The 20,064-nt window shown below is 72.1% G+C and carries 17 protein-coding genes and 1 tRNA gene; 7 read left to right on the top strand and 11 right to left on the bottom strand.

Annotation, left to right across the window (positions count from 1 at the left end; genetic code table 11):
* Positions 1 to 31 precede the first annotated feature (31 nt).
* Both AOM01_RS01185 and AOM01_RS01180 read right to left on the bottom strand, forming a co-directional pair.
* Positions 32 to 631 carry a TetR/AcrR family transcriptional regulator gene (locus AOM01_RS01185; protein WP_062287776.1) on the bottom strand — a complete coding sequence of 200 codons (600 nt, stop codon included), beginning with the start codon at positions 629 to 631 and terminating at the stop codon, positions 32 to 34.
* 10 nt (positions 632 to 641) lie between these two features.
* Positions 642 to 1,364, bottom strand: coding sequence for a TetR/AcrR family transcriptional regulator (locus tag AOM01_RS01180; RefSeq protein WP_062287774.1), 723 nt, complete (start codon positions 1,362 to 1,364; stop codon positions 642 to 644).
* A gap of 113 nt (positions 1,365 to 1,477) precedes the next feature.
* On the opposite strand from AOM01_RS01180, the gene AOM01_RS01175 reads away from it, so the two are divergent.
* A complete protein-coding gene (locus tag AOM01_RS01175; RefSeq protein ID WP_062287772.1) occupies positions 1,478 to 2,170 on the top strand; it encodes a DUF4386 domain-containing protein in 693 nt (230 codons plus the stop codon).
* 3 nt (positions 2,171 to 2,173) lie between these two features.
* Here the strand turns inward: AOM01_RS01175 and pntB are convergent, their stop codons facing one another.
* The 3 genes from pntB to AOM01_RS01160 all read right to left on the bottom strand — a co-directional run bounded on the left by pntB (position 2,174) and on the right by AOM01_RS01160 (position 5,401).
* Positions 2,174 to 3,583, bottom strand: coding sequence for a Re/Si-specific NAD(P)(+) transhydrogenase subunit beta (gene pntB, locus AOM01_RS01170; protein ID WP_062287770.1), 1,410 nt, complete (start codon positions 3,581 to 3,583; stop codon positions 2,174 to 2,176).
* The gene (locus AOM01_RS01165) at positions 3,583 to 5,142 is read right to left on the bottom strand and encodes a Re/Si-specific NAD(P)(+) transhydrogenase subunit alpha (protein WP_062287768.1); all 1,560 of its coding nucleotides are present in this window, start codon (positions 5,140 to 5,142) and stop codon (positions 3,583 to 3,585) included. Before AOM01_RS01165 ends, pntB begins: the two co-directional genes overlap by 1 nt.
* Before the next feature lie 186 nt (positions 5,143 to 5,328).
* Positions 5,329 to 5,401, bottom strand: a tRNA-Arg gene (locus AOM01_RS01160).
* A 140-nt stretch (positions 5,402 to 5,541) separates the two neighbouring features.
* Here AOM01_RS01160 and AOM01_RS14300 point away from each other — a divergent pair.
* The 5 genes from AOM01_RS14300 to AOM01_RS01135 all read left to right on the top strand — a co-directional run bounded on the left by AOM01_RS14300 (position 5,542) and on the right by AOM01_RS01135 (position 11,713).
* Complete coding sequence (locus tag AOM01_RS14300) at positions 5,542 to 7,134, top strand: dynamin family protein (RefSeq protein ID WP_062287766.1); 1,593 nt, start codon at positions 5,542 to 5,544, stop codon at positions 7,132 to 7,134.
* Positions 7,131 to 8,600, top strand: a complete 1,470-nt coding sequence (locus AOM01_RS14555) for a GTPase (RefSeq protein ID WP_169746493.1) — start codon at positions 7,131 to 7,133, stop codon at positions 8,598 to 8,600. Before AOM01_RS14300 ends, AOM01_RS14555 begins: the two co-directional genes overlap by 4 nt.
* A gap of 142 nt (positions 8,601 to 8,742) precedes the next feature.
* Positions 8,743 to 9,285 carry a single-stranded DNA-binding protein gene (locus tag AOM01_RS01145; protein WP_062287760.1) on the top strand — a complete coding sequence of 181 codons (543 nt, stop codon included), beginning with the start codon at positions 8,743 to 8,745 and terminating at the stop codon, positions 9,283 to 9,285.
* 108 nt (positions 9,286 to 9,393) lie between these two features.
* A complete protein-coding gene (ettA, locus tag AOM01_RS01140; RefSeq protein ID WP_062287757.1) occupies positions 9,394 to 11,076 on the top strand; it encodes an energy-dependent translational throttle protein EttA in 1,683 nt (560 codons plus the stop codon).
* A gap of 157 nt (positions 11,077 to 11,233) precedes the next feature.
* Entirely contained in the window at positions 11,234 to 11,713 is a 480-nt protein-coding gene (locus tag AOM01_RS01135; RefSeq protein WP_062287754.1) for an acyl-CoA thioesterase, read from the top strand.
* Between the two features lie 153 nt (positions 11,714 to 11,866).
* On the opposite strand, the gene AOM01_RS01130 is transcribed toward AOM01_RS01135, so the two are convergent.
* From AOM01_RS01130 to AOM01_RS01105, 6 genes are all read right to left on the bottom strand, one after another.
* On the bottom strand, positions 11,867 to 12,766 hold the full coding sequence (locus AOM01_RS01130; protein ID WP_062287751.1) for a glycine betaine ABC transporter substrate-binding protein: 900 nt from the start codon (positions 12,764 to 12,766) through the stop codon (positions 11,867 to 11,869).
* 108 nt (positions 12,767 to 12,874) lie between these two features.
* Positions 12,875 to 13,816 (bottom strand): ABC transporter permease, encoded by a 942-nt coding sequence (locus AOM01_RS01125; protein WP_062287747.1) that lies wholly within the window; start codon positions 13,814 to 13,816, stop codon positions 12,875 to 12,877.
* The gene (locus AOM01_RS01120; protein ID WP_062287744.1) at positions 13,813 to 15,111 is read right to left on the bottom strand and encodes a quaternary amine ABC transporter ATP-binding protein; all 1,299 of its coding nucleotides are present in this window, start codon (positions 15,109 to 15,111) and stop codon (positions 13,813 to 13,815) included. Before AOM01_RS01120 ends, AOM01_RS01125 begins: the two co-directional genes overlap by 4 nt.
* Positions 15,112 to 15,447: 336 nt before the next feature.
* Positions 15,448 to 16,320: an acyl-CoA thioesterase gene (locus tag AOM01_RS01115; protein WP_062287741.1), complete on the bottom strand. Its 873-nt coding sequence runs from the start codon at positions 16,318 to 16,320 to the stop codon at positions 15,448 to 15,450.
* Entirely contained in the window at positions 16,320 to 16,742 is a 423-nt protein-coding gene (locus AOM01_RS01110) for a globin (protein WP_062287738.1), read from the bottom strand. Before AOM01_RS01110 ends, AOM01_RS01115 begins: the two co-directional genes overlap by 1 nt.
* An 11-nt stretch (positions 16,743 to 16,753) precedes the next feature.
* Positions 16,754 to 17,845 (bottom strand): mechanosensitive ion channel family protein, encoded by a 1,092-nt coding sequence (locus AOM01_RS01105; RefSeq protein ID WP_062287735.1) that lies wholly within the window; start codon positions 17,843 to 17,845, stop codon positions 16,754 to 16,756.
* A gap of 64 nt (positions 17,846 to 17,909) precedes the next feature.
* On the opposite strand from AOM01_RS01105, the gene malQ reads away from it, so the two are divergent.
* On the top strand, positions 17,910 to 20,054 hold the full coding sequence (gene malQ / locus AOM01_RS01100) for a 4-alpha-glucanotransferase (protein ID WP_062287732.1): 2,145 nt from the start codon (positions 17,910 to 17,912) through the stop codon (positions 20,052 to 20,054).
* Positions 20,055 to 20,064 lie beyond the last annotated feature (10 nt).

Below are 20,064 nucleotides of genomic sequence, written 5' to 3'. Positions count from 1 at the left end.
CGAGGTCCCGGGTGATTCCTGCACCCTGTGCTCAGGCCCGTGCCACCGCGAACCACATCGGGGGGATGAGCGACAGCAGCACCTCGACCGCGTCCGCGGCGCTGTGGGTGCCGGGCGTCGCGAGCCACGCGCGGATCGCGCCTGCCGTGCCCTGGCCCACGAACGCGGCCGCCATCGCGAGGCGCGTCGCCTCGGGCCCCTCGGTGGGGGCGCCGCGGTCCTGGGCGAACGCGACCAGGCTCGCCTCCACGTGGCCGGCGAGCAGCGTCGAGAGCACCGAGCCGTGCGCGTCGCTACCCGTGCCCAGCCCCTGGCGGTACACCGCCTCGTGACGGAGCACGTGGTCGACGAGGGTGAGCTCCGACTCGCGCCAGATGTGCTCGACGTCCGTCGGGTCACCCGCGACGCGCACCAGGAAGTCGGCGCGGATCGAGTCGAGGTCGCGCTCGAGCACCCGCGCGAGCAACGCAGCGGGGGAGGTGGCGTGGTTGTAGAAGGTGGCGCGGGTGACGCGTGCGTGACGCGCCACCTCGGTCACGGTCACCGACTCGATCGGGGCCTCGGAGGCGAGGGCGAGCACCGCCTCGGCGAGCGCGTCTGCGCTCCGGACGAACCGCGGATCCGTGGTCACGGGGCCCAGCCTACCGGCCCGGACCTGCGGAGACGCCGTGCCACGGCGTCCAGCCGAGCAGGTGAAGCCGTTCCGTGCCGTCGAGCAGGAGGTCGAGCGCGAACGCGAACTCGAAGTCGTCGTCGCATCCGGCGCCCACCGCGGAGTCCGGATCGTGCCCCGCGCTCATCGCGGACTCGAGCACCGCGGGCCACCGCGCGGCCATCGCGGCCATCGCCGCCTCGACCGCCGCGGGCTCGGTGGGCGGGGGCCCCGACGCGCCCACCTCCTGCGTGAAGCCCCAGATCCGGCTGCCCAGCGCGTGCATCGCGTGGTGCGCGAGGTGGGCCGAGACCCCTCCGGCGCGCAGGATCCGCAGCATCGACTCCATGTGATCGAGCATCGCGGGGCTCGGTGCGGCGCGCGTCTCGAGCACGCGCCACGCCCACGGGTGCCGTTGCAGCGCGCGCCGCGCGTCGAGCACCCTCGCGCGGGCCGCGGTCTTCCAGTCCGGGCCGGGCTCGCCCGGAGGGGGGATCTCGGCGAGCACGGTCTCGATCATCCCGTCGAGCAGCGCCTCCTTGTCGCGCACGTGCTTGTACAGCGCCATCGGCACCACGCCCAGGCGGTCGGCGAGGGCCCGCATGCTGACGGCATCGAGGCCGTCGCGATCGGCGAGAGCGACCGCGTCCTCGAGCACCCGCGCACGGGTGAGCGGCGGGCGCCTCTCGCGGACCCCTTCGGACGCGTTCATCCGGCCTCCTCGTCGCGAACCCTTGACGGTGTACTCCGTACACCCTAGCCTGGCAGCAACCAAGGTGTACGCCGTACACCCGGCGCGAGCCGCCACCGCGAAGGGGGAACCTCATGACCACCGCACGACGCATGGCCGGCGCAGCCGGCGCGCTCTACCTCGTCACGCACGTCACGTCCGTGGCCGCCGTGATGCTCTACGGCGGCATGATCACCGACGACGCCTGGCTGACGGGCGACGGCTCGGGAGCGCCGCAGCTGCTCGGCGCGCTTCTCGACGTGGTGCTCGCGCTCGCGGTGGTCGGCACCGCGCTGTTCCTGCATCCGCTGCTCCGCCGCGATGCGCCCGTCGGCGCGCGGGCCTATGTGGCGCTGCGCGGTCTCGAGGCAGGCGTCATCCTCATCGGCGCGGTCTCCGTGATCGCGCTCGTCGCGCTGCGCGACGCGGGGGAGGCGGGCGGCGCGGCCGGCATCGCGCTGCGCGAGCTCTACTCGGGCACGTTCCTCGTGGGCGCCGGCCTGGTGGTCGGGGTGCACACCGTGGTGCTCGCGACCGTCCTGTGGCGGCTCCGGGCCGTGCCGCGGTGGATCCCGGCGCTCGGCATCGCGGGCGCGATCCTCGTGACGGCGTCGAACCTCACCGTGATGTTCGGGCTCCAGGGCGAGATCACGACGGCGCGTTCGCTCGCGGCCGTCCCCATCTTCGTGTGGGAGATCAGCCTGGCGATCACCCTGCTCACGCGAGGGCTGCGCCTGCCCGCCCGGGCGACCGCCGCATCGTCCCCCCGCGAGGCCGTGGACGCCTGAGCGTCAGACCGCGGCGCCCTCGCGCGAGCGCAGCTCGGTGAGGATCGCCTCGACCTGCGCCTTCGCGTCGCCGAACAGCATCGCCGAGTTCTCGCGGAAGAACAGCGGGTTCTGCACGCCGGCGTAGCCCGTGGCCATCGAGCGCTTGAAGACGATGCACTGCTTCGCCTTCCACACCTCGAGCACGGGCATCCCGGCGAGCGGCGAGCCCGGGTCCTCCATCGCGGAGGGGTTGACCACGTCGTTGGCGCCGATCACCAGCACCACGTCGGTCTCGGGGAGGTCCTCGTTGATCTCGTCCATCTCGAGCACGATGTCGTACGGCACCTTCGCCTCCGCCAGCAGCACGTTCATGTGGCCGGGCAGGCGTCCGGCGACCGGGTGGACGCCGAACCGCACCTCGACGCCATGGCCGCGCAGGTTCTGCACCATCTCCGCGATCGGGTACTGCGCCTTCGCGACGGCCATGCCGTAGCCGGGCACGATCACCACGGACCGGGCGGCGGACAGGATGTCGGCGGCCTCGGCCGCCTTGACCTCGCGGTGCTCGCCCTGCTCGGTGGCGGTGGACGATGCGGCGCCTCCCTCGGCGCCGAAGCCGCCCAGGATGACGGAGACGAACGCGCGGTTCATCGCCTTGCACATGATGTAGCTGAGGATCGCACCGGACGAGCCGACGAGCGCGCCGGTGATGATGAGGAGGTCGTTCTCGAGCATGAGGCCGGCCGCGGCGGCGGCCCAGCCGGAGTACGAGTTGAGCATCGACACGACGACGGGCATGTCGCCGCCGCCGATCGCGGCGACCAGGTGGAAGCCCAGCGCGAGCGCGATCGCGGTCATGATGAGCAGCGGGGTGATCGAGTTGGTGGCGATGAACCAGGCCATGAGGCCGGCGCTCGCGACCACGGCGCCCAGGTTGAGGAGGTTGCGGCCGGGAAGCGTGAGCGGGCGGGACTTCATGCGGGCGGACAGCTTGAGGTACGCGACGATCGACCCGGTGAAGGTGATCGCGCCGATGAAGACGCCCAGGAAGACCTCGACCTGGTGAACGGCGTCGGCCTCCTCGGTGAGGTACGAGTTGAAGCCCACGAGCACGGCCGCGAGGCCAACGAAGCTGTGGAGCATCGCGATGAGCTCGGGCATCTGGGTCATCTCGACCGTGCGGGCGCGCCACATGCCCACGCCGGCGCCGATCGCGAACACCATGGCGATGAGCAGCGCGGTGACCCACGCGTCGCGTTCGGACCGCTGGAGCGCGAGCACCACGGTCGCCGCGAGGGCGAGGCCCATGCCGACCATGCCGAGGATGTTGCCGCGGCGCGCGGTCTCCTGCTTGGACAGGCCCGCGAGCGACAGGATGAAGAGGACGGCCGCGATCACGTAGATCGCGGTGGCCAGCGAGGTGAGGGTCATCAGGCGTCCTTCCTGAACATGCCGAGCATCCGGTACGTCACCAGGAAGCCGCCGAAGATGTTGATGCTCGCGACCGCTGCCGCGATGAACGACAGGGTCGACACGACCGGGTCCGCGGAGCCGATCTGGAGGAGCGCGCCCACCAGGATGATGCCGGAGATCGCGTTGGTCTGAGCCATCAGCGGGGTGTGCAGCGAGTGCTTGACGTTGGAGATGACGTAGAAGCCCACGATCACCGCGAGCGCGAACACCGTGAGGTGCTTGACGGTGTCGGTGTCGGAGAACGCGAGCAGCAGCAGCGCCGCCAGCGCGCCGGCGCCGTACAGCCAGTTCCGACGCTTGGCCTTGGCGATGGCCGCCTCGCGCTCGAGGCGCGCCTTCTCCGCGAGCTCCTCGTCGGAGGGGCCCTGCGCGGCCGCCGGAGCCGGCGCCGCGGACACCGCGACCGGGGGTGGCGGCCACATCACCTCGCCCGCGTGCGCGACGGTCATGCCGCGCTGCACCGGGTCCTCGAGGTCGAGCACGAGCGCGCCGTCCTTGCCCGGGGTGAGGAGCGCCATGAGGTGCACGATGTTGGTGCCGAACAGCGTCGACGTGTGGCGCGGCATGCGGCTGGTGAGGTCGGTGTAGCCGACGATGGCGACGCCGTTGTCGCTGGTGATGGTCTTGCCCGGCACGGTGAGCGCGCAGTTGCCGCCTCCCGACGCCGCCAGGTCCACGATCACGGAGCCGGGGCGCATCACCGCCACCACGTCCGCGGTGATGGTGGTGGGCGCGGTGCCGCGCACCAGCGCGGTGGTGATGATGACGTCCGCCTTCGCGGCCTCCGCGGCGTAGACGTCCATCGCCGCCGCCTGCTGCGCCTCCGTGAGGGGCTTCGCGTAGCCGTCGGCGCTGATCTCCTGCTGCGCCTCGGGGGCGGACACGAACGTGCCGCCCATCGACTCGATCTGCTCGGCGACCTCGGGGCGCACGTCGAACGCGCGCACCTGCGCGCCCAGGCTGGACGCGGCGCCGATCGCGGCGAGGCCGGCGACGCCCGCACCGATGACGAACACGGTGGCCGGGGCGGTCTTGCCGGCGGCCGTCACCTGGCCGGTGAACATGCCGCCGTAGTGCTCGGCCGCCTCGATGACGGCGCGGTAGCCCGCGACGTTCGACATGGTCGAGAGGACGTCGATGGCCTGCGCGCGGGAGATGCGCGGCACGGCGTCGAGCGCGAGGGCGGTGACGCCGCGCTTGGCGAGCGACGCCACGAGCTTGTCGTGGGAGTGGGGCGCCATGGTCGCGACGAGGGTCGATCCCGGGGTGAGCAGGCGGATCTGGCCCGGCTTGGGCGCGTTCACGCAGGTCACGATGTCCGCGCCCCACGCCTCCTGCGCCGTGACCAGGGTCGCGCCCGCGTCCTCGTACTGCGCGTCGAGGAAGCTCGCCTGCGTGCCCGCGCCGGCCTCGACCACCACGTCGTAGCCGAGCTTGATGAGCTGCGCGACCGAGGCCGGGCTCGCGGCGACCAGCCGCTCGCCCTGGCGCGTCTCCGCGGGGACTCCTATGCGCATCGTCCATCCTGTCCCGCGCGCTCTCGGCGCTCCGGGGCGCGCTGATCGGGGGTCGTACCTGCCTGATCAGAAGGCTAGTGGGCGATCGGGTCGCGCACCCGGGACCTGGGTGCGGTCGGGTCCCGGTTTCGCGACGAGCGCCGCGGGACGATGCGCGGGCCGGGTGGGCGGCGCCTGCTGGGCGGGTGCCCCCGGCTGGATTCGAACCAGCGACCAACGGATTAGAAGTCCGGCGCTCTATCCACTGAGCTACGGGGGCGGGCGGCGCTCGCACGCCGGGACCAGGGTACTGGGGGTGCGGTCCGCGCTCGGTCCGGTGGCGCGACACGTGCCTGTGCCGCCTGGTAAAGACCTCCGCGCTACCCTGGGACGCATGTTCCGGAACGGGTGCGGCGTCGCATGAGCCTGCGACCCATCAAGACGTGGTCGTACCCCGGCAATCTTCTCGATGCCCTGGTCGACACCCGCAAGGTCGTCGCCGGCGTGCAGCTGCCGCTCCCGGTCGCCGGCGTCGAGGACGCGCGGGCCACCATCCGCCGCATGCTCGACCAGCTGGACCACCACCTCATCCCGCGCGTGCGCGAGGAGGCGTCGCCGGCGATCGTGGTGGTCGCCGGGTCCACCGGCGCGGGCAAGTCGACCGTGGTGAACGCGCTGGTGGGGGAGGACCTCACGCCGTCGGGCGTGCTGCGTCCCACCACCCGCGTGCCGCACCTGTTCCACCACCCGCTCGACACGTCGGTGCTCACCGACGTCGCGCAGCGCTGCAAGGTCATCGCCACGGAGGCGGTGCCGCGCGGCCTCGCGCTGGTGGACTCGCCCGACCTCGACTCGATCAGCGGCGAGAACCGCGACATCGCGCACACCATGCTCGAGGCCGCGGACCTGTGGATCTTCGTCACGACGGCCGCACGTTACGGCGACGCCGTGCCGTGGGAGGCGCTGCGCGCGGGCGCGGATCGCGGCGCGTCGATCGCGGTGGTCCTCAACCGCGTCACCGTCGACGTCGCCGCGCAGGTGAGGCGCGAGCTGGTGTCGCGCCTCGCGAGCGAGCACCTCGAGGCGCTGCCGCTGTTCGTCATCCCGGAGGCGCCCAACCGCCAGTCGATCGTGCCGCGCGACGTGGTCGGCGGCCTGGGGCGCTGGCTCGACTCGGTGGCGGCGGCGTCCGCGACCACGATCGTCGAACGCACCCTCCACGGCGCGGCCGAGTCCCTCAAGGAGTGGCTCGAGACGCTCGCCGAGGCGATGGACGACCAGTCCGCCGCGGCCAAGGATGTCCGCTCCGAGGTGCGCCGAGCGGCGGCGCAGGTCTCCCACGAGGGCGGCGAGCGGTGGTGGGAGACCATCGCGACGGGCGCGCTCACCGCGCGCTGGCAGCAGGCCACCGCGGACGGCGGCGCGCTGTTCAAGCTCCGCAACAGCATGTGGGTGCGCCGCGGTCATGCCCGCGAGCAGCGCGACGAGGTGCTCCACGCCATCTATCGCGACCTGCTGGAAGCCGTCGAATCGCGCCTGGTCTTCGCCGCATCGTCCGTCGCGGACGCGATGGAGGACGCGCTCCGGCGCGCCGAGACGGGCGTGGGCCCGTGGCTCGCCGAGCGTCGCGACCCGCGCGACGCCCGCCAGGCGCGCGAGCGCCAGGCCGCGGACGCGTCACGCCGCTGGGCGCACCGCTGCCAGGAGATCGTGCTCCAGCTCCCGGGCGTCGAGACCGGCATCCAGGTGATCGGCGAACCTGGCCTCACCACGGCGCTCGCCTCCGCCGCGCTCGGCATCGAGGAGGCGCGCACCGCGCTCATGATCCTCACCTCGCCGCAGGCCGTGGGCGCCGCGGTCGACGAGGCCCGGGCGGAGCTCGACGCCGCCCGCCGCCACTGCGTCAACCGCGAGTCGCTCGACATGATGCGCCCCACCGACATCCCGTCGCTGATGCCAGACTCGTCCGCGAAGATCCGCCTGCGCCGGGCCGAGCTGAGGGGGCTGCTGTGAGCGTGAAGTTCGACTCCCTGCCCCCGCACGACGAGACCACGGTGCTGCGCGAGCGCGTCGACCGGCTGCGGTCCTCGCTCGACTGGGCGCGCGAGGCCATCCCCGCGCCCATCCGCGACGAGCTCCACGCGGCGGTCGACCGGTGCGAGGAGCGCCTGAGACTCGGCATCGACTGGACCGTGGTGGCGCTCGCGGGCGGCACAGGCTCGGGCAAGTCGACGTTGTTCAACGCGCTCGTGGGCGTCGACTTCGCGGTGCCGGGCGTCTCGCGCCCCACCACGGCGGATGCCAGCGCCGCGGTCTGGGGGAAGGAGCGCGCGGACGCGCTGCTCGACTGGATCGGCGTGCTGCCCGAGCGTCGCCTGCGCCGCTACGACGCGATGGGCACCATGCCCGACCCCGCGCTCGCGGGCCTCGTGCTGCTCGACCTTCCCGACCACGACTCGGTCAATCCCGAGCATCGCGCGGTCGTCGACGCGATCGTGCCGCAGGTGGACCTGCTGCTGTGGGTGGTCGACCCCCAGAAGTACGCGGACAACGCCATCCACGAGGGCTACCTGCGCCAGGCGTCCGCGTCCGGCCAGCCGTCGCTCGTGGTCCTCAACCACGTCGACAGGCTGTCGACCGAGGACGGCTGGGAGGTCGCGCGCGACCTGCAGCGCCTGCTCGCCGAGGACGGCATGCACTCCGTGCCCGTCATGCCCCTGAGCGCGCGCACCGGTCAGGGCGTCGACGTGCTGCGTGCCGAGCTCGAGGGCGCCGTCCAGGCGAGGTCCGTCGCGGCCGACGCGGTGGCCGCGGACCTGGTCGACGCGGGCCGCACGCTGGAGCGGGCGCTCGCGCGTGACGCCGAGCCGGTGCTCCCCGACGTCGCGGAGATCGCGGCCGCGCTCGCCAAGGCCGCGGGCGTGGACGCGCGTGCCGACGCCGCCGCCGCGGTCGTGTCCGGGCGCGGCGCGAGCGTGCCCGCGCAGGAGCCCCTGCGCCTCGAGGTGGTCGACCGGGAGCGGCTCGACTGGATCGACGCCGCGTCCGAGGGGCTGCCCGTGCAGTGGCGGATCGTGATCGGCGAGGCCGTCGCCCCGGCCGACGAGCTCACCACGCTGGTCGACCGCGCGCTCGAGTCCGTGACGTGGCCCGAGGCCGGCCGCGCGCCGTTCGGACGCCGCCGCTCGCGCGCGGGCGCGGTGCGCGAGGACATGCTGCGGCTCGGTCGGGAGGCCATCGCGGGCGCGCTCGAGCCGGGGATGGTGCGCCCGACGCAGCTCATCCATCAGGCGTACCGGAACCTCGACGAGCTCACGGTGATCGCGCGCGCCGCCGCGCCCGCCGGGGTGCCCGAGCGGGAGGACGATGCGCCGGTCGAGCCCGTGCTCCCCGTCGCCGAGGCGCCGGAGGAGCCGCTGCCCGCGGACATCTGGGCGCCCGTCGAGCGCGAGCAGGAGCGCCGGCACCGCGACGGGTGACCCTGCCGCGCGAAGGGTGCGCCGATGTCCCCAGCCCCTCCGCGCGGGCGGGTGCTCCACGGTTCTCACCCGGCCCGCGCATCGTCCCTCCCGCCCGCCCCACCCTGGGGGAAGCCGCACCGTGCGGCGCAGGGAGGAGAGCATGAACGAGCTGATCATCACCGTGTCGGGGTGGGTCGCGTCGGACGCCAAGCTGTTCGTGGGCCAGGGCGACCTCGCGCTCACATCGTTCCGGCTCGCGTCGACGCCGCGGTACTTCGACCGCGACAAGAACGCGTGGGTGGACGGGGTCACCGAGTGGTTCACCGTACGGACGTTCCGCTCCGCGGCCGTCACCGTCGAGAAGTCCATCAAGAAGGGCATGCCGGTGGTGGTCACCGGCAGGCTGCGGACCAGCACGTGGGAGGCGAAGGACGGGCCGCGCGTGGACCACATCATCGACGCGAACGCGGTCGGGCCGGACTGCACGCGCGGCTGGGTCAAGGAGTTCGCGCGCGCCATCGGCGACGCGAGCCTCACCGCGGCGGACGCCAGCCCCGCCGCGAGCGCGATAGCCGCCGCGCATGAGGGGGACGCGGAGCCCGCGAGCGAGCTCGACGCGTCCGCGTTCGAGACCGTGCGGCCCGACGGCGACGAGGAGCCCGGCACCTACGCCGACGAGGAGGAGGCCGCCGCCGTGTCCTGAGCGGGCCGCGCGGGGCCGCCCGACCTCGCCGCCCCACCGTCCTCCCGTAGGCTAGGGGGCGGCATCCGGGCGCCCGCGCGCCCGCACAGGACAACTGACGGAGCAGCAGTGGCAGAGTTCATCTACACCATGCAGAAGGCGCGCAAGGCGCACGGTGACAAGGTCATCCTCGATGACGTCACGATGGCGTTCTACCCGGGCGCGAAGATCGGCGTGGTGGGCCCCAACGGCGCAGGTAAGTCGACCATCCTCAAGATCATGGCCGGCATCGAGGAGCCGTCCAACGGCGAGGCGCGCCTCAGCCCCGGCTACACGGTCGGAATCCTCATGCAGGAGCCGCCGCTGAACGAGGACAAGGACGTCATCGGCAACATCCGCGAGGGCGTCGGCGAGATCTACGGCAAGCTCGAGCGCTTCAACGCGATCTCCGAGGAGATGGCGAGCCCGGATGCCGACTTCGACACCCTGCTCGCGGAGATGGGGACGCTGCAGGAGGAGCTCGACCACGCCAACGCATGGGACCTCGACGCCCAGCTCGAGCAGGCCATGGACGCGCTCCGGTGCCCCGCGCCCGACGCCGACGTGAAGGTCCTCTCCGGCGGCGAGCGCCGCCGCGTCGCGCTGTGCAAGCTGCTTCTCGAGAAGCCCGACCTGCTGCTGCTCGACGAGCCCACCAACCACCTCGACGCCGAGTCCGTGCTGTGGCTCGAGCAGCACCTCGCCAAGTACCCCGGCGCCGTGCTCGCGGTCACCCACGACCGCTACTTCCTCGACCACGTCGCGGAGTGGATCTGCGAGGTCGACCGCGGCCGCCTCTACCCGTACGAGGGCAACTACTCGACCTACCTCGAGAAGAAGCAGGAGCGCCTGCAGGTCCAGGGCAAGAAGGACGCGAAGCTCGCCAAGCGCCTCAAGGAGGAGCTCGAGTGGGTCCGGTCCAACGCGAAGGGCCGCCAGACCAAGTCGAAGGCCCGCCTCGCCCGCTACGAGGAGATGGCCGCGGAGGCCGAGCGCACCAGGAAGCTCGACTTCGAGGAGATCCAGATCCCGCCGGGCCCGCGCCTGGGCTCGACGGTCATCGAGGCGAAGAACCTCAAGAAGGGCTTCGGCGACCGCACCCTCATCGACGGGCTCAGCTTCTCGCTGCCACGCAACGGCATCGTCGGCGTCATCGGCCCCAACGGCGTCGGCAAGACCACGCTGTTCAAGACGATCGTGGGCCTCGAGCCCCTCGACGACGGCGAGCTCAAGGTCGGCGAGACGGTCCAGGTGTCGTACGTCGACCAGAGCCGCGGCGGCATCGACCCGCACAAGTCGCTGTGGGAGGTCGTGTCCGACGGCCTCGACTACATCAACGTCGGCAAGGTCGAGATGCCGTCGCGTGCGTACGTGAGCGCGTTCGGCTTCAAGGGCCCGGACCAGCAGAAGGCCGCCGGGGTCCTGTCGGGTGGTGAGCGCAACCGCCTCAACCTCGCGCTGACGCTCAAGGAGGGCGGCAACGTCCTCCTGCTCGACGAGCCGACCAACGACCTCGACGTCGAGACGCTCGGCTCGCTGGAGAACGCGCTGCTCGAGTTCCCCGGCTGCGCCGTGGTGGTCTCGCACGACCGCTGGTTCCTCGACCGCGTCGCGACGCACATCCTCGCGTACGAGGGCACCGAGGAGGACCCGGCCAAGTGGTTCTGGTTCGAGGGCAACTTCGAGTCCTATGAGGCCAACAAGGTCGAGCGCCTCGGCGCGGACGCCGCCCGCCCGCACCGCGTGACGTACCGGAAGCTCACGCGCGACTGACCCCCGCCGCTGTCGGTACCACCCGAGCCGCGCGCTAGGGGGAAGTGACCGACGGTCTCGGGAGATCCGGATCTCCTGTGGGGAACTCATCGACGGCCCTGCGTCTCGGACGAGGCGTGGGGCCGTCGGCGCTCCCGGCCGCGCTAGCGTGAGTCCCATGACCCGCATCCACGTCCCGATCACGCTGCGGTGGTCGGACCTCGACGCCTACGGCCACGTCAACAACGCGGAGATGCTGCGCCTGCTCGAGGAGGCCCGCATCCGGGTCTTCTGGGCGGACCGCTCTGCGGCCGAGGAGCACGACGTCCCGCACACCGCCCTCATCGCCGGCGGCCCCGACGCGGAGACCATCACCCTGATCGCCGCGCAGCAGATCGAGTACCTCGAACCCATCCCGTACCTCCGCAGGCCGCTCGACGTGCAGCTGTGGATCGGAAGGCTCGGGGGAGCGAGCATCGAGATCTGCTACGAGGTGTGGTCCCCGGCGGGCGAGCCCGAGCCCGTGCTGTACGCGCGCGCCGCCACCACGCTGGTGCTGATCGACTCCGAGGCCCAGCGGCCGCGCCGCCTCACCGACGCCGAGCGCGAGGCGTGGAGCCCGCACCTCGACGAGCCCGTAGCGTTCCGCCGGCGCTGAGACGCCGGCGCGCCGACCGGGCACTCCTCCGCGCTGAGACGCGACAACGGCGCGGCACCGTCAAGGTGCCGCGCCGTCGATGATTTCCCCGCAGGACGCGCGAACCCGCCGAAACCGTCGATCACTTCCCCATACCGCGCGTGGGCGGGGGGACTACGCCGTGAGCGAGTCCACCCACTCCTGGTGCTCCGCGATCCACGCCTCGACCACGGACTCGTGGTCGGACTCGGAATCCGCGGCCTGGAGCTGGTTCTCGAGGTCGTAGAGCAGCTCGGCGTCCATGGTGAAGTCGGACAGCCACCGCGCGACGTCGGGGAAGTCCTCGCCGAGGCCGGAGCGCGAGTACGTGACGATCGACTCGGCGTCGCCCAGCGTGCCCTCGGGGTCCTCGAGGTTCTTGAGGTCGTACGCGCCGTACGCCCAGTGCGGCTCCCACAGCGTCACGACGATGTTCTCGCCGTCGGCCATGGCCGAGTCGAGCTCCGCGAGCATCGCCGGCGTCGACGAGGTGACGAAGTCCATGTCATCCAGGCCGTACACCGGGATGGCCTTCTCGACCGCGCCGGTGAGTCCGGCGCCGGGCTCGATGCCCACGATGGTGTCGCCGAACTCGTCCGCGTGCTCCGCGAGGTCCGTGAGCGAATCGACGGGCGCGTCCGCGTTCACGGCGACGGTGAGGGCCGCGCTGTCGAACCAGGCGCCGAGCTCCTCGATGTCGTCCCCGAACTTCTCGAGGTAGTCGGCGTGGGTCACGGGCAGCCACACGTCCGTCACCAGGTCGTAGTCGCCGTCGGCGAGCGCCTGGAAGGTGGGGGCGGGGTCGGCGTACTCGAGGGTGACGTCGTAGCCCTGGTCCTCGAGCACCGCCTGCCACAGCAGCGACGAGGCGACCGACTCGTCCCAGCCGTTGAACACGCCGAGCGTGAGCTCGCCGCCGGTCGCGGCGTCGCCCGACGCGGCCGCGTCGGAGTCGGCCTCGGAGGAGGAGCAGCCCGCGAGCACGAGGCCCGCGCCGGCCGCCAGGGCGAAGGGCGCGAAGGAGCGCATCTTCATGATGAGTGTTTCCTTTCCCGGCGCGCGGAGTCTCCCCACGCCGTGAGCACCGGCCGCCCATCGGTCGGGGCGGGGTGCGCGCGGCTCCCTCAGAAGCCGCCAGGTCCGTCAGGCCGCGACGGTGTCGCGGGCCGTTGAGGGCGCGGTCGCGCCGGGGGACGATGCGGTGGTCGCCGCGTCGTCGGCCCTTCCGCGGGCGCGAAGGCGCCTGATGAGGTGCAGCCCGCGCTTCATCCCGAACGCGCCGGTGAAGCGGTCGAGGATGATCGCGAGGATCACCACCGAGAGTCCGGCCTCGAAGCCGAGCGCGGTGTCGAGCGCCGACAGGGACTTGGTCACGTCGCCACCGAGACCGCCGGCGCCGACCATGCCGGCGATGACCACCATCGACAGCGACAGCATGATCACCTGGTTGATGCCGGCCATGATGGACGGCATCGCGAGCGGCAGCTGGATCTGGCGCAGGATGCGACCCGGGGTGGAGCCGAAGGCCTGACCGGCCTCGACCACCTCGCGGTCGACACCGCGGATGCCGAGCTCGGTGAGGCGCACACCGGGCGCCAGCGCGAACAGGACGGTCGCGAAGATGCCGGGGGCGACGCCGATGCCGAAGAGTCCGATCGCGGGGATGAGGTAGACGAACGCGGGCATGGTCTGCAGGAAGTCCATGACGGGCTTGATGACGGCGGAGACGCGGTCGCTGCGTGCCGCCCAGATGCCCAGCGGCACGGCGACGACGATCGCGAGGAACGCGGCGACCACGACGAGTGCGAGCGTCTCCATGGCGTTGTCCCACTGGTCGACGCCCACGATGAACAGCAGGCCCAGCGCCGTGCCGAGCCCGAACCGCCACCCGCGCGCGGCGAGCGCGAGCACGGCGAGGACCGCGATCACGACGACCGCGGGCGGGGTGGCGACCACCCACACCACCGCGTCGTAGAGCGCGACGTAGACGGCGGCGAGCAGGTCGAACAGCCAATCGAGGTTGTCCTCGATCCAGTCGAGGCCGGCCTCGACCCAGCTGCCGAAGGGGATGCGGAAGTCCATCAGATGGCCTCCTTGGTCTCGAGAGCACCCGAGTCGACGGCGGCCTCCAGGGCGCGATCGACCACGGCGGCCGGGAGAGGGTCGGGTCGGGGCGAGGCCTGCGCGTCGGCCTCGGGCTCGCCGCCCAGCGTGGCGAGCAGCGTGACACGGGGCACCACGCCGACGAGGCGGCCGCGCGCGTCGGTGACACCGAGCGGCAGCTGCGCCTCGAGCGCGGGGATGAAGAGCTCGGCGAGCGGGGTGTCGTGCGCGACGGCTCCATGGTCGGGTCGCACGATCCGCTCGAGCGAGCGCTCGCCGCGGCGGACGGCGTCGAGGGCGTCGCGGTCCGACACCCAGCCGATCAGCGTGCGGTCGCGCTGCGTGACGTAGACGGCGGAGAGCTGCTCGTCGCGCATCACCTGGAGAGCGCCGCGCGCGCCCGCGGTCGGATGCACCACCGCGCGGGGCTTGCGCATCACCGACTCGGCGGTGAGCACGCGGGTGCGGTCGACGTCCTGGACGAACTGCTCGACGTACTCGTTCGCGGGATCCGTGAGGATCTCCTCGGGGGTGCCCACCTGGACGATGCGGCCGTCGCGCATGACCGCGATGCGGTCGCCCAGGAACATGGCCTCGTTGAGGTCGTGCGTGATGAAGATGATGGTCTTGCCCAGCGTCGCCTGCAGATCGAGCAACTGCTCCTGCATCTCGCGCCGGATCAGCGGGTCGAGCGCGGAGAAGGCCTCGTCCATGAGCAGCACATCGGTATCCGCCGTCAGCGCGCGGGCGAGGCCGACGCGCTGCTGCATGCCGCCCGACAGCTGGCCGGGGAGCTTGTCCTCCCAGCCGGCGAGCCCCACGATCTGTGTGACCTCACGGGCCTTCGCCTCGCGCTCCGCCTTCGCGACGCCCTGGATCTCGAGGCCGTAGGCGACGTTGTCGAGCACGGTGCGGTGGGGCAGCAGCGCGAAGTGCTGGAACACCATCGACACCCGCTGACGGCGGATCTCCCGGAGGCGCTTGGGCGCGATGTCGGTGATGCGCTCGCCGCCGATCTCCACGGTGCCGGCCGTCGCCTCGTGGAGGCCGTTGAGCATGCGGATCAGGGTGGACTTGCCCGATCCGGACAGCCCCATCACCACGAAGATCTCGCCGCGCCGCACCTCGAACGAGGCGTCGATGACGGCCGCGGTGGTGCCGTGGCCCAGCTGGTCGCGCGGGGTGCCCTGGTGCAGCCGGATCACCGCCTCGTCGGCGTGGCGCCCGAAGACCTTGTACAGGCCGTCGGCGCGCAGGGCGATCGTGTCGTCGTTCATGGTCCTCAGCTCCTGGAGTCTCAGGTGCGCAAGGGCCTCGGCTAGCGAGGGGACTCGCAGCCGTCGGACGGCAATCACGGGCCCGCCGGGCAGCGCGTGAGCGCCGCTACTAACACTCCGGCGCATCGCCCAGGGGAGGGCGGCACCAGGAGGCCTTTGGCTGGTCATTGACGTTCCCTTGACTGGCGCTTGCCAGTGGGAACGGCCCTGCGACCGTAACAACCGGGACCGTGGTCCTGTCCAATCGGGACGCGCTTTGTTATCGAATCGAAATAATTGCTTACATGCAAAAGACGATGCCCGAACCGGGCATCGTCCCTGCTAGAGCGGGCGCGGCTACAGCCGGATCATGCCCTCCTGGGCCGCAGACGCGACCAGCCGGCCGTCCTCGGAGAAGATCCACGTGCCCGTGAGGCCCCGCCCGCCCTGCGCGGTGGGGGAGTCCTGGACGAAGAGGAGCCACTCGTCGGCGCGGGCGGGGCGGTGCCACCACATGGCGTGGTCGAGGCTCGCGAACGAGATGTCGGGCGTCACCCACGAGGCGCCGTGGCGGCGCAGCAGCGGCTCGAGCATGACCTGGTCGGAGCCGAACGCGAGGAGCGCGCGGTGCATGAGATCGGAGCCGTCGATCGGCCCCCGCAACCTCATCCACGCCGTCTGGTACTGCTGGGGACGCTTGTCGGGTCCCAGGAACAGCGAGCCCTCGACGTGGCGCACGTCGAACGGCGCCTTGGTCAGCCAGAAGTCCGCGGACGGGTGGCCGGCGAACGGTGCGAGCACCTCGATCCCGGAGCGGACGGTGTCGGGGCCGGGCACCTCCGGCATCGTGACGGAGTGCTCGGGCCCGTCCTGCTCGACCTGGAAGGACGTGATCATCGACAGGATCGGCCGGCCGTCCTGGAGCGCGTGCGTGCGGCGCGCCGAGAACGAGCGGCCGTCCCGCAGCACCTCGACCTCGAACTGGATCGGGTGCGCCGCGTCGCCGGCCCGCAGGAAGTAGCCATGCAGGGAGTGCGCGAAGCGGTCCTCGGGGACCGTCGCGCCCGCGGCGAGCAGCGCCTGGGCGAGGACCTGACCGCCGAACACGCGGCCGCCGGGCATCGGCAGCGAGTCGCCCTCGAAGCTCGTGTCGCCCGACCGGCGCAGATCCAGGCAGGCGAGTCCCTCACGCAGGGCGGACTCCGCCCACGTGTCCTCGGTCGCGGGCATCAGGCCTCCTCGGTGGCGTCGAACGTGTTGACCATCGAATGCGCGGCGCGCTCGAGGTAGTCCATCAGGGTGACGGCGTGCAGCGGCGCCAGGTTCTGGCGGGCGACCGCCTCGCGCATGTGCGCGATCCACCGGTCGCGCGCGTCGGGGTTGACCTTGAACGGCACGTGGCGCATGCGTAGCCGCGGATGCCCGCGCTGCTCGGAGTACGTGGTGGGGCCGCCCCAATACTGCTCGAGGAACAGGGTGAGGCGCTCGATCGCGCCCTCCAGGTCCTGCTCGGGATACATCGGTCGCAGCACAGGGTCGTCGGCGACTCCCTCGTAGAACGCCCGCACGATCGCGTCGAACGTCGGGTGGCCTCCCACCGCGTCGAAGAAGGACTGTCCCTGCTCCTGCGTGGGACCGGCGCCCACGTTCATGCCGGGGGTGCTCACTCGTCGTCCCCGTCGTTGGGCGGGGGCAGCGGACGGCCGTCCTGATCGACGGGCTGCTCGTCCCCTGCGGGGCGCGCGGAGTCGTGGAGCGGGCGGCGGCTGGAGCCGGCGTCGACCACCATGGCCTCCCCGGGGACGGCGAGCTCGATGCCGCGCTCGGCGAAGATGCGGCGCATCTCGTGGCGCACCTCGCGCTGGACGTCCCACTGCGCGGCCGGGTTGGTCTGCACCAGCAGGCGCAGCATCACCGCGTTGTACTCGAGCGACTCGATGCCCGCGACCTCGGCCTCGCCCAGGATCGCGGCCGCCACCTTCTTGTGCTTGTCCTGCGCCGCCTTGACCGCGTCGATCATGGCCTCGCGCGCGGCCTCGATGTCGGTGTCGTACGCGAACCGCACCTCGACGAGCGCGCGCGACCACATGCGCGTCATGTTGCCCACGCGGGTGATCTCGCCGTTGGGCACATACCAGACGGTGCCGTCGAGCGAGCGGAGCCTGGTGCAGCGCAGACCGACCTCCTCGACCGAGCCCGTCGCCTCGCCCAGGTTGACCACGTCGCCCACGCCGTACTGGTCCTCCAGCAGCATGAACACGCCGCTGAGCACGTCCTTGACCAGCGACTGCGCGCCGAAGCCGAGCGCGACGCCGACCACACCCGCGGACGCCATCAACGGCGCCACGGGCACGCCGATCATCGACAGCAGCGTGGTGACCCCGATGGTGATGAGGATCACCAGAAGCGTGGAGTTGAGCACCCGCCCGATGGTCTTGGCGCGCTGCCTGCGCCGCTCGCCCTCGAGCCGCAGCTCCATCGTGTCGGGCTCCGCGACCTTGATCTTCGCCTTGCGCAGCGCGCGGCGTGCGCGGCCATCGAGCGGCGTGCCCTTCTCGATGCCGAGCACGATGCCCCGGATGACGGCACGGCCCACGAACCACGCGATCACCAGCAGGAGGATCGCGATGCCCAGCCCCAGGAACTGCCCGCTGGTGTCGGACGTGAGGTCCTCCCACAGGTTCTGGACGTCTCCGGCGGGGCCTTCGAGCGTCGGCGAGGGGGAGGGCTCGGGCGAGGTCGCGAAGGTCAGCACTCCAACAGAGTAGCGAGCGCGCGGCGCTCGCCCTATCCGCCCTCGCATCTGGCAGGATTGCACTGTGATCGATGCGCCGGAGGTCGAGCGCGAGGCCCCGTCCGAGTCCCTCGTCGCACTCGCACGCGCGTGCGGCGTCTCCGTCGAGTACTTCGCGATCGACGGCACCCGCACGGAGTGCTCCGCGGCGGCGATCCGCGCCGCCCTGACCGCGATGGGTCTCGACGCCTCGTCGGACCGCGCATGCGAGGGTGCTCTCGCCGACCTCGAGGACCTCGCATGGTCCCGACTGGTGCCGCCGGTCACGGTGGTGCGCGCCGGCGACCCGCGTGAGATCCCCGCCCACGTGGTCGACGGTGAGCCGGTCGCGCTCACGCTCCGGCTGGAGTCCGGCGCGACCCGCGACCTGGCCCAGCTGGACCGGTGGGTTCCGCCGCGCGAGGTCGGGTCCCAGACCATCGGCCGGGCGACCTTCGAGATCCCCGGCGACCTGCCGCTCGGCTGGCACGTGATCGAGGGCGAGACCACCGGTCGCAAGGCGCGCGGCTACGTGGTGGTGACCCCGCCGCGCGTCACCCTCCCCGAGGACGTGGTCGCGCGCAGGCCCTGGGGCCTGACGCTGCAGCTGTACTCGCTGCGCTCGGAGCGGTCGTGGGGGATCGGCGACCTCGCCGACCTCGCGGACCTGTGCGCGCTCGGCAAGGCGCGCGCGGAGGCCGACTTCGTCCTCATCAACCCGCTTCATGCGACGGAGCCCGTCGCGCCGATCGCGAACTCGCCGTACCTGCCCACCTCGAAGCGGTACATGTCGCCCCTGTACATCCGGGTCGAGGACATCCCCGAGGTCGCCTACCTGCCGTCGCAGCAGCGGGCGGTGCTCGCCTGGGAGGCGGAGCGCCCGCAGCGCACCAACGACACCGCGGAGCTGCTCGACCGCAACGCGATCTGGCGACTCAAGTCCGCCGCGCTCGAGGAGGTGTTCCGCGCGCCGCGCTCCGCCGGCCGCGAGGCGCTGTTCGAGGCGTTCTGCCTGCGCGAGGGGTCGGCGCTCGAGGACTTCGCCACGTGGTGCGCGATCGCGGAGGCGCACCGCGGGCTGCCGTGGCCCGAGGAGCTCGAGTCTCCCGCGTCGCCCGCCGTGGTGCGCTGGCGCGAGGAGCACTCCGGCCGCGTCCTCTACTACGCGTGGCTGCAGTGGATCTGCGAGGAGCAGCTGGCCCACGCGCAGTCGACCGCCACGCGCGCAGGCATGAGCATCGGCGTGATGATGGACCTCGCGGTGGGCGTGCACCCCGAGGGCGCCGACGCGTGGTCCTACCAGCGCGTCCTCGCCCAGGGCATGAGCATGGGCGCCCCGCCGGACTTCTACAACGCGCTGGGCCAGGACTGGTCGATCCCGCCGTGGCAGCCGCGCGCGCTCGAGACCGCCGCCTACCTGCCGTTCCGCGACATGGTCCGCGCGGCCGTCCGCAACGCCGGCGCCCTGCGCATCGACCACGTGCTCGGCATGTTCCGCCAGTGGTGGGTCCCGCAGGGCCACATCCCCGTCGACGGCGTCTACGTCTACGTGGACCACGAGGCGCTCATCGGGATCATCGCGCTCGAGGCGGAGCGTGCGGGCGCGATCGTGATCGGCGAGGACCTCGGCACGGTCGAGCCGTGGGTGCGCGACTACCTGCACGAGCGTGGCCTGCTCGGCACGTCCATCACCTGGTTCGAGCGGCACGACGACGGCTCGCCACGCCTGCCCGAGCACTACCGGCCGGACACGCTCGCCGCCGTCACCACGCACGACCTCCCGCCCACCGGCGCGTACCTCGCCGGCGAGCACGTGCGCCTGCGCGCGGAGCTGGGGATGCTCGGCGGCGGCAGCGTCGAGGACGCTCAGGCCGAGGCGGAGCGCGAGCGCCAGGCCTTCATCGACGTGATGCTCGAGCGCGGCTGGATCCTCGAGGACTACAACGAGGAGGACCTCATCGCGGGCCTCCACCGCTGGGTCCTCGACAGCCCCGCGCTCCTCACCGGGGTCTCGGTGACGGACGCGGTGGGAGAGCGCCGCGCGCAGAACATGCCCGGCACCGACACCGAGTACCCCAACTGGTGCGTCCCCGTCACCGACGGCAACGGCGTTCCCGTCCTGCTCGACGACCTCTTCGAGCACCCGCGCGTGCGGCGCCTGTTCCGCGCCATCAAGAGCGCGCGGTCGTAGCCGCCCGCCC

The organism is Demequina phytophila, from assembly GCF_000971135.1.
Classification (GTDB): domain Bacteria; phylum Actinomycetota; class Actinomycetes; order Actinomycetales; family Demequinaceae; genus Demequina; species Demequina phytophila.
The sequence above is the reverse complement of the archived record's forward strand: the minus strand, read 5'-3'. Positions and strand labels throughout refer to the sequence as shown.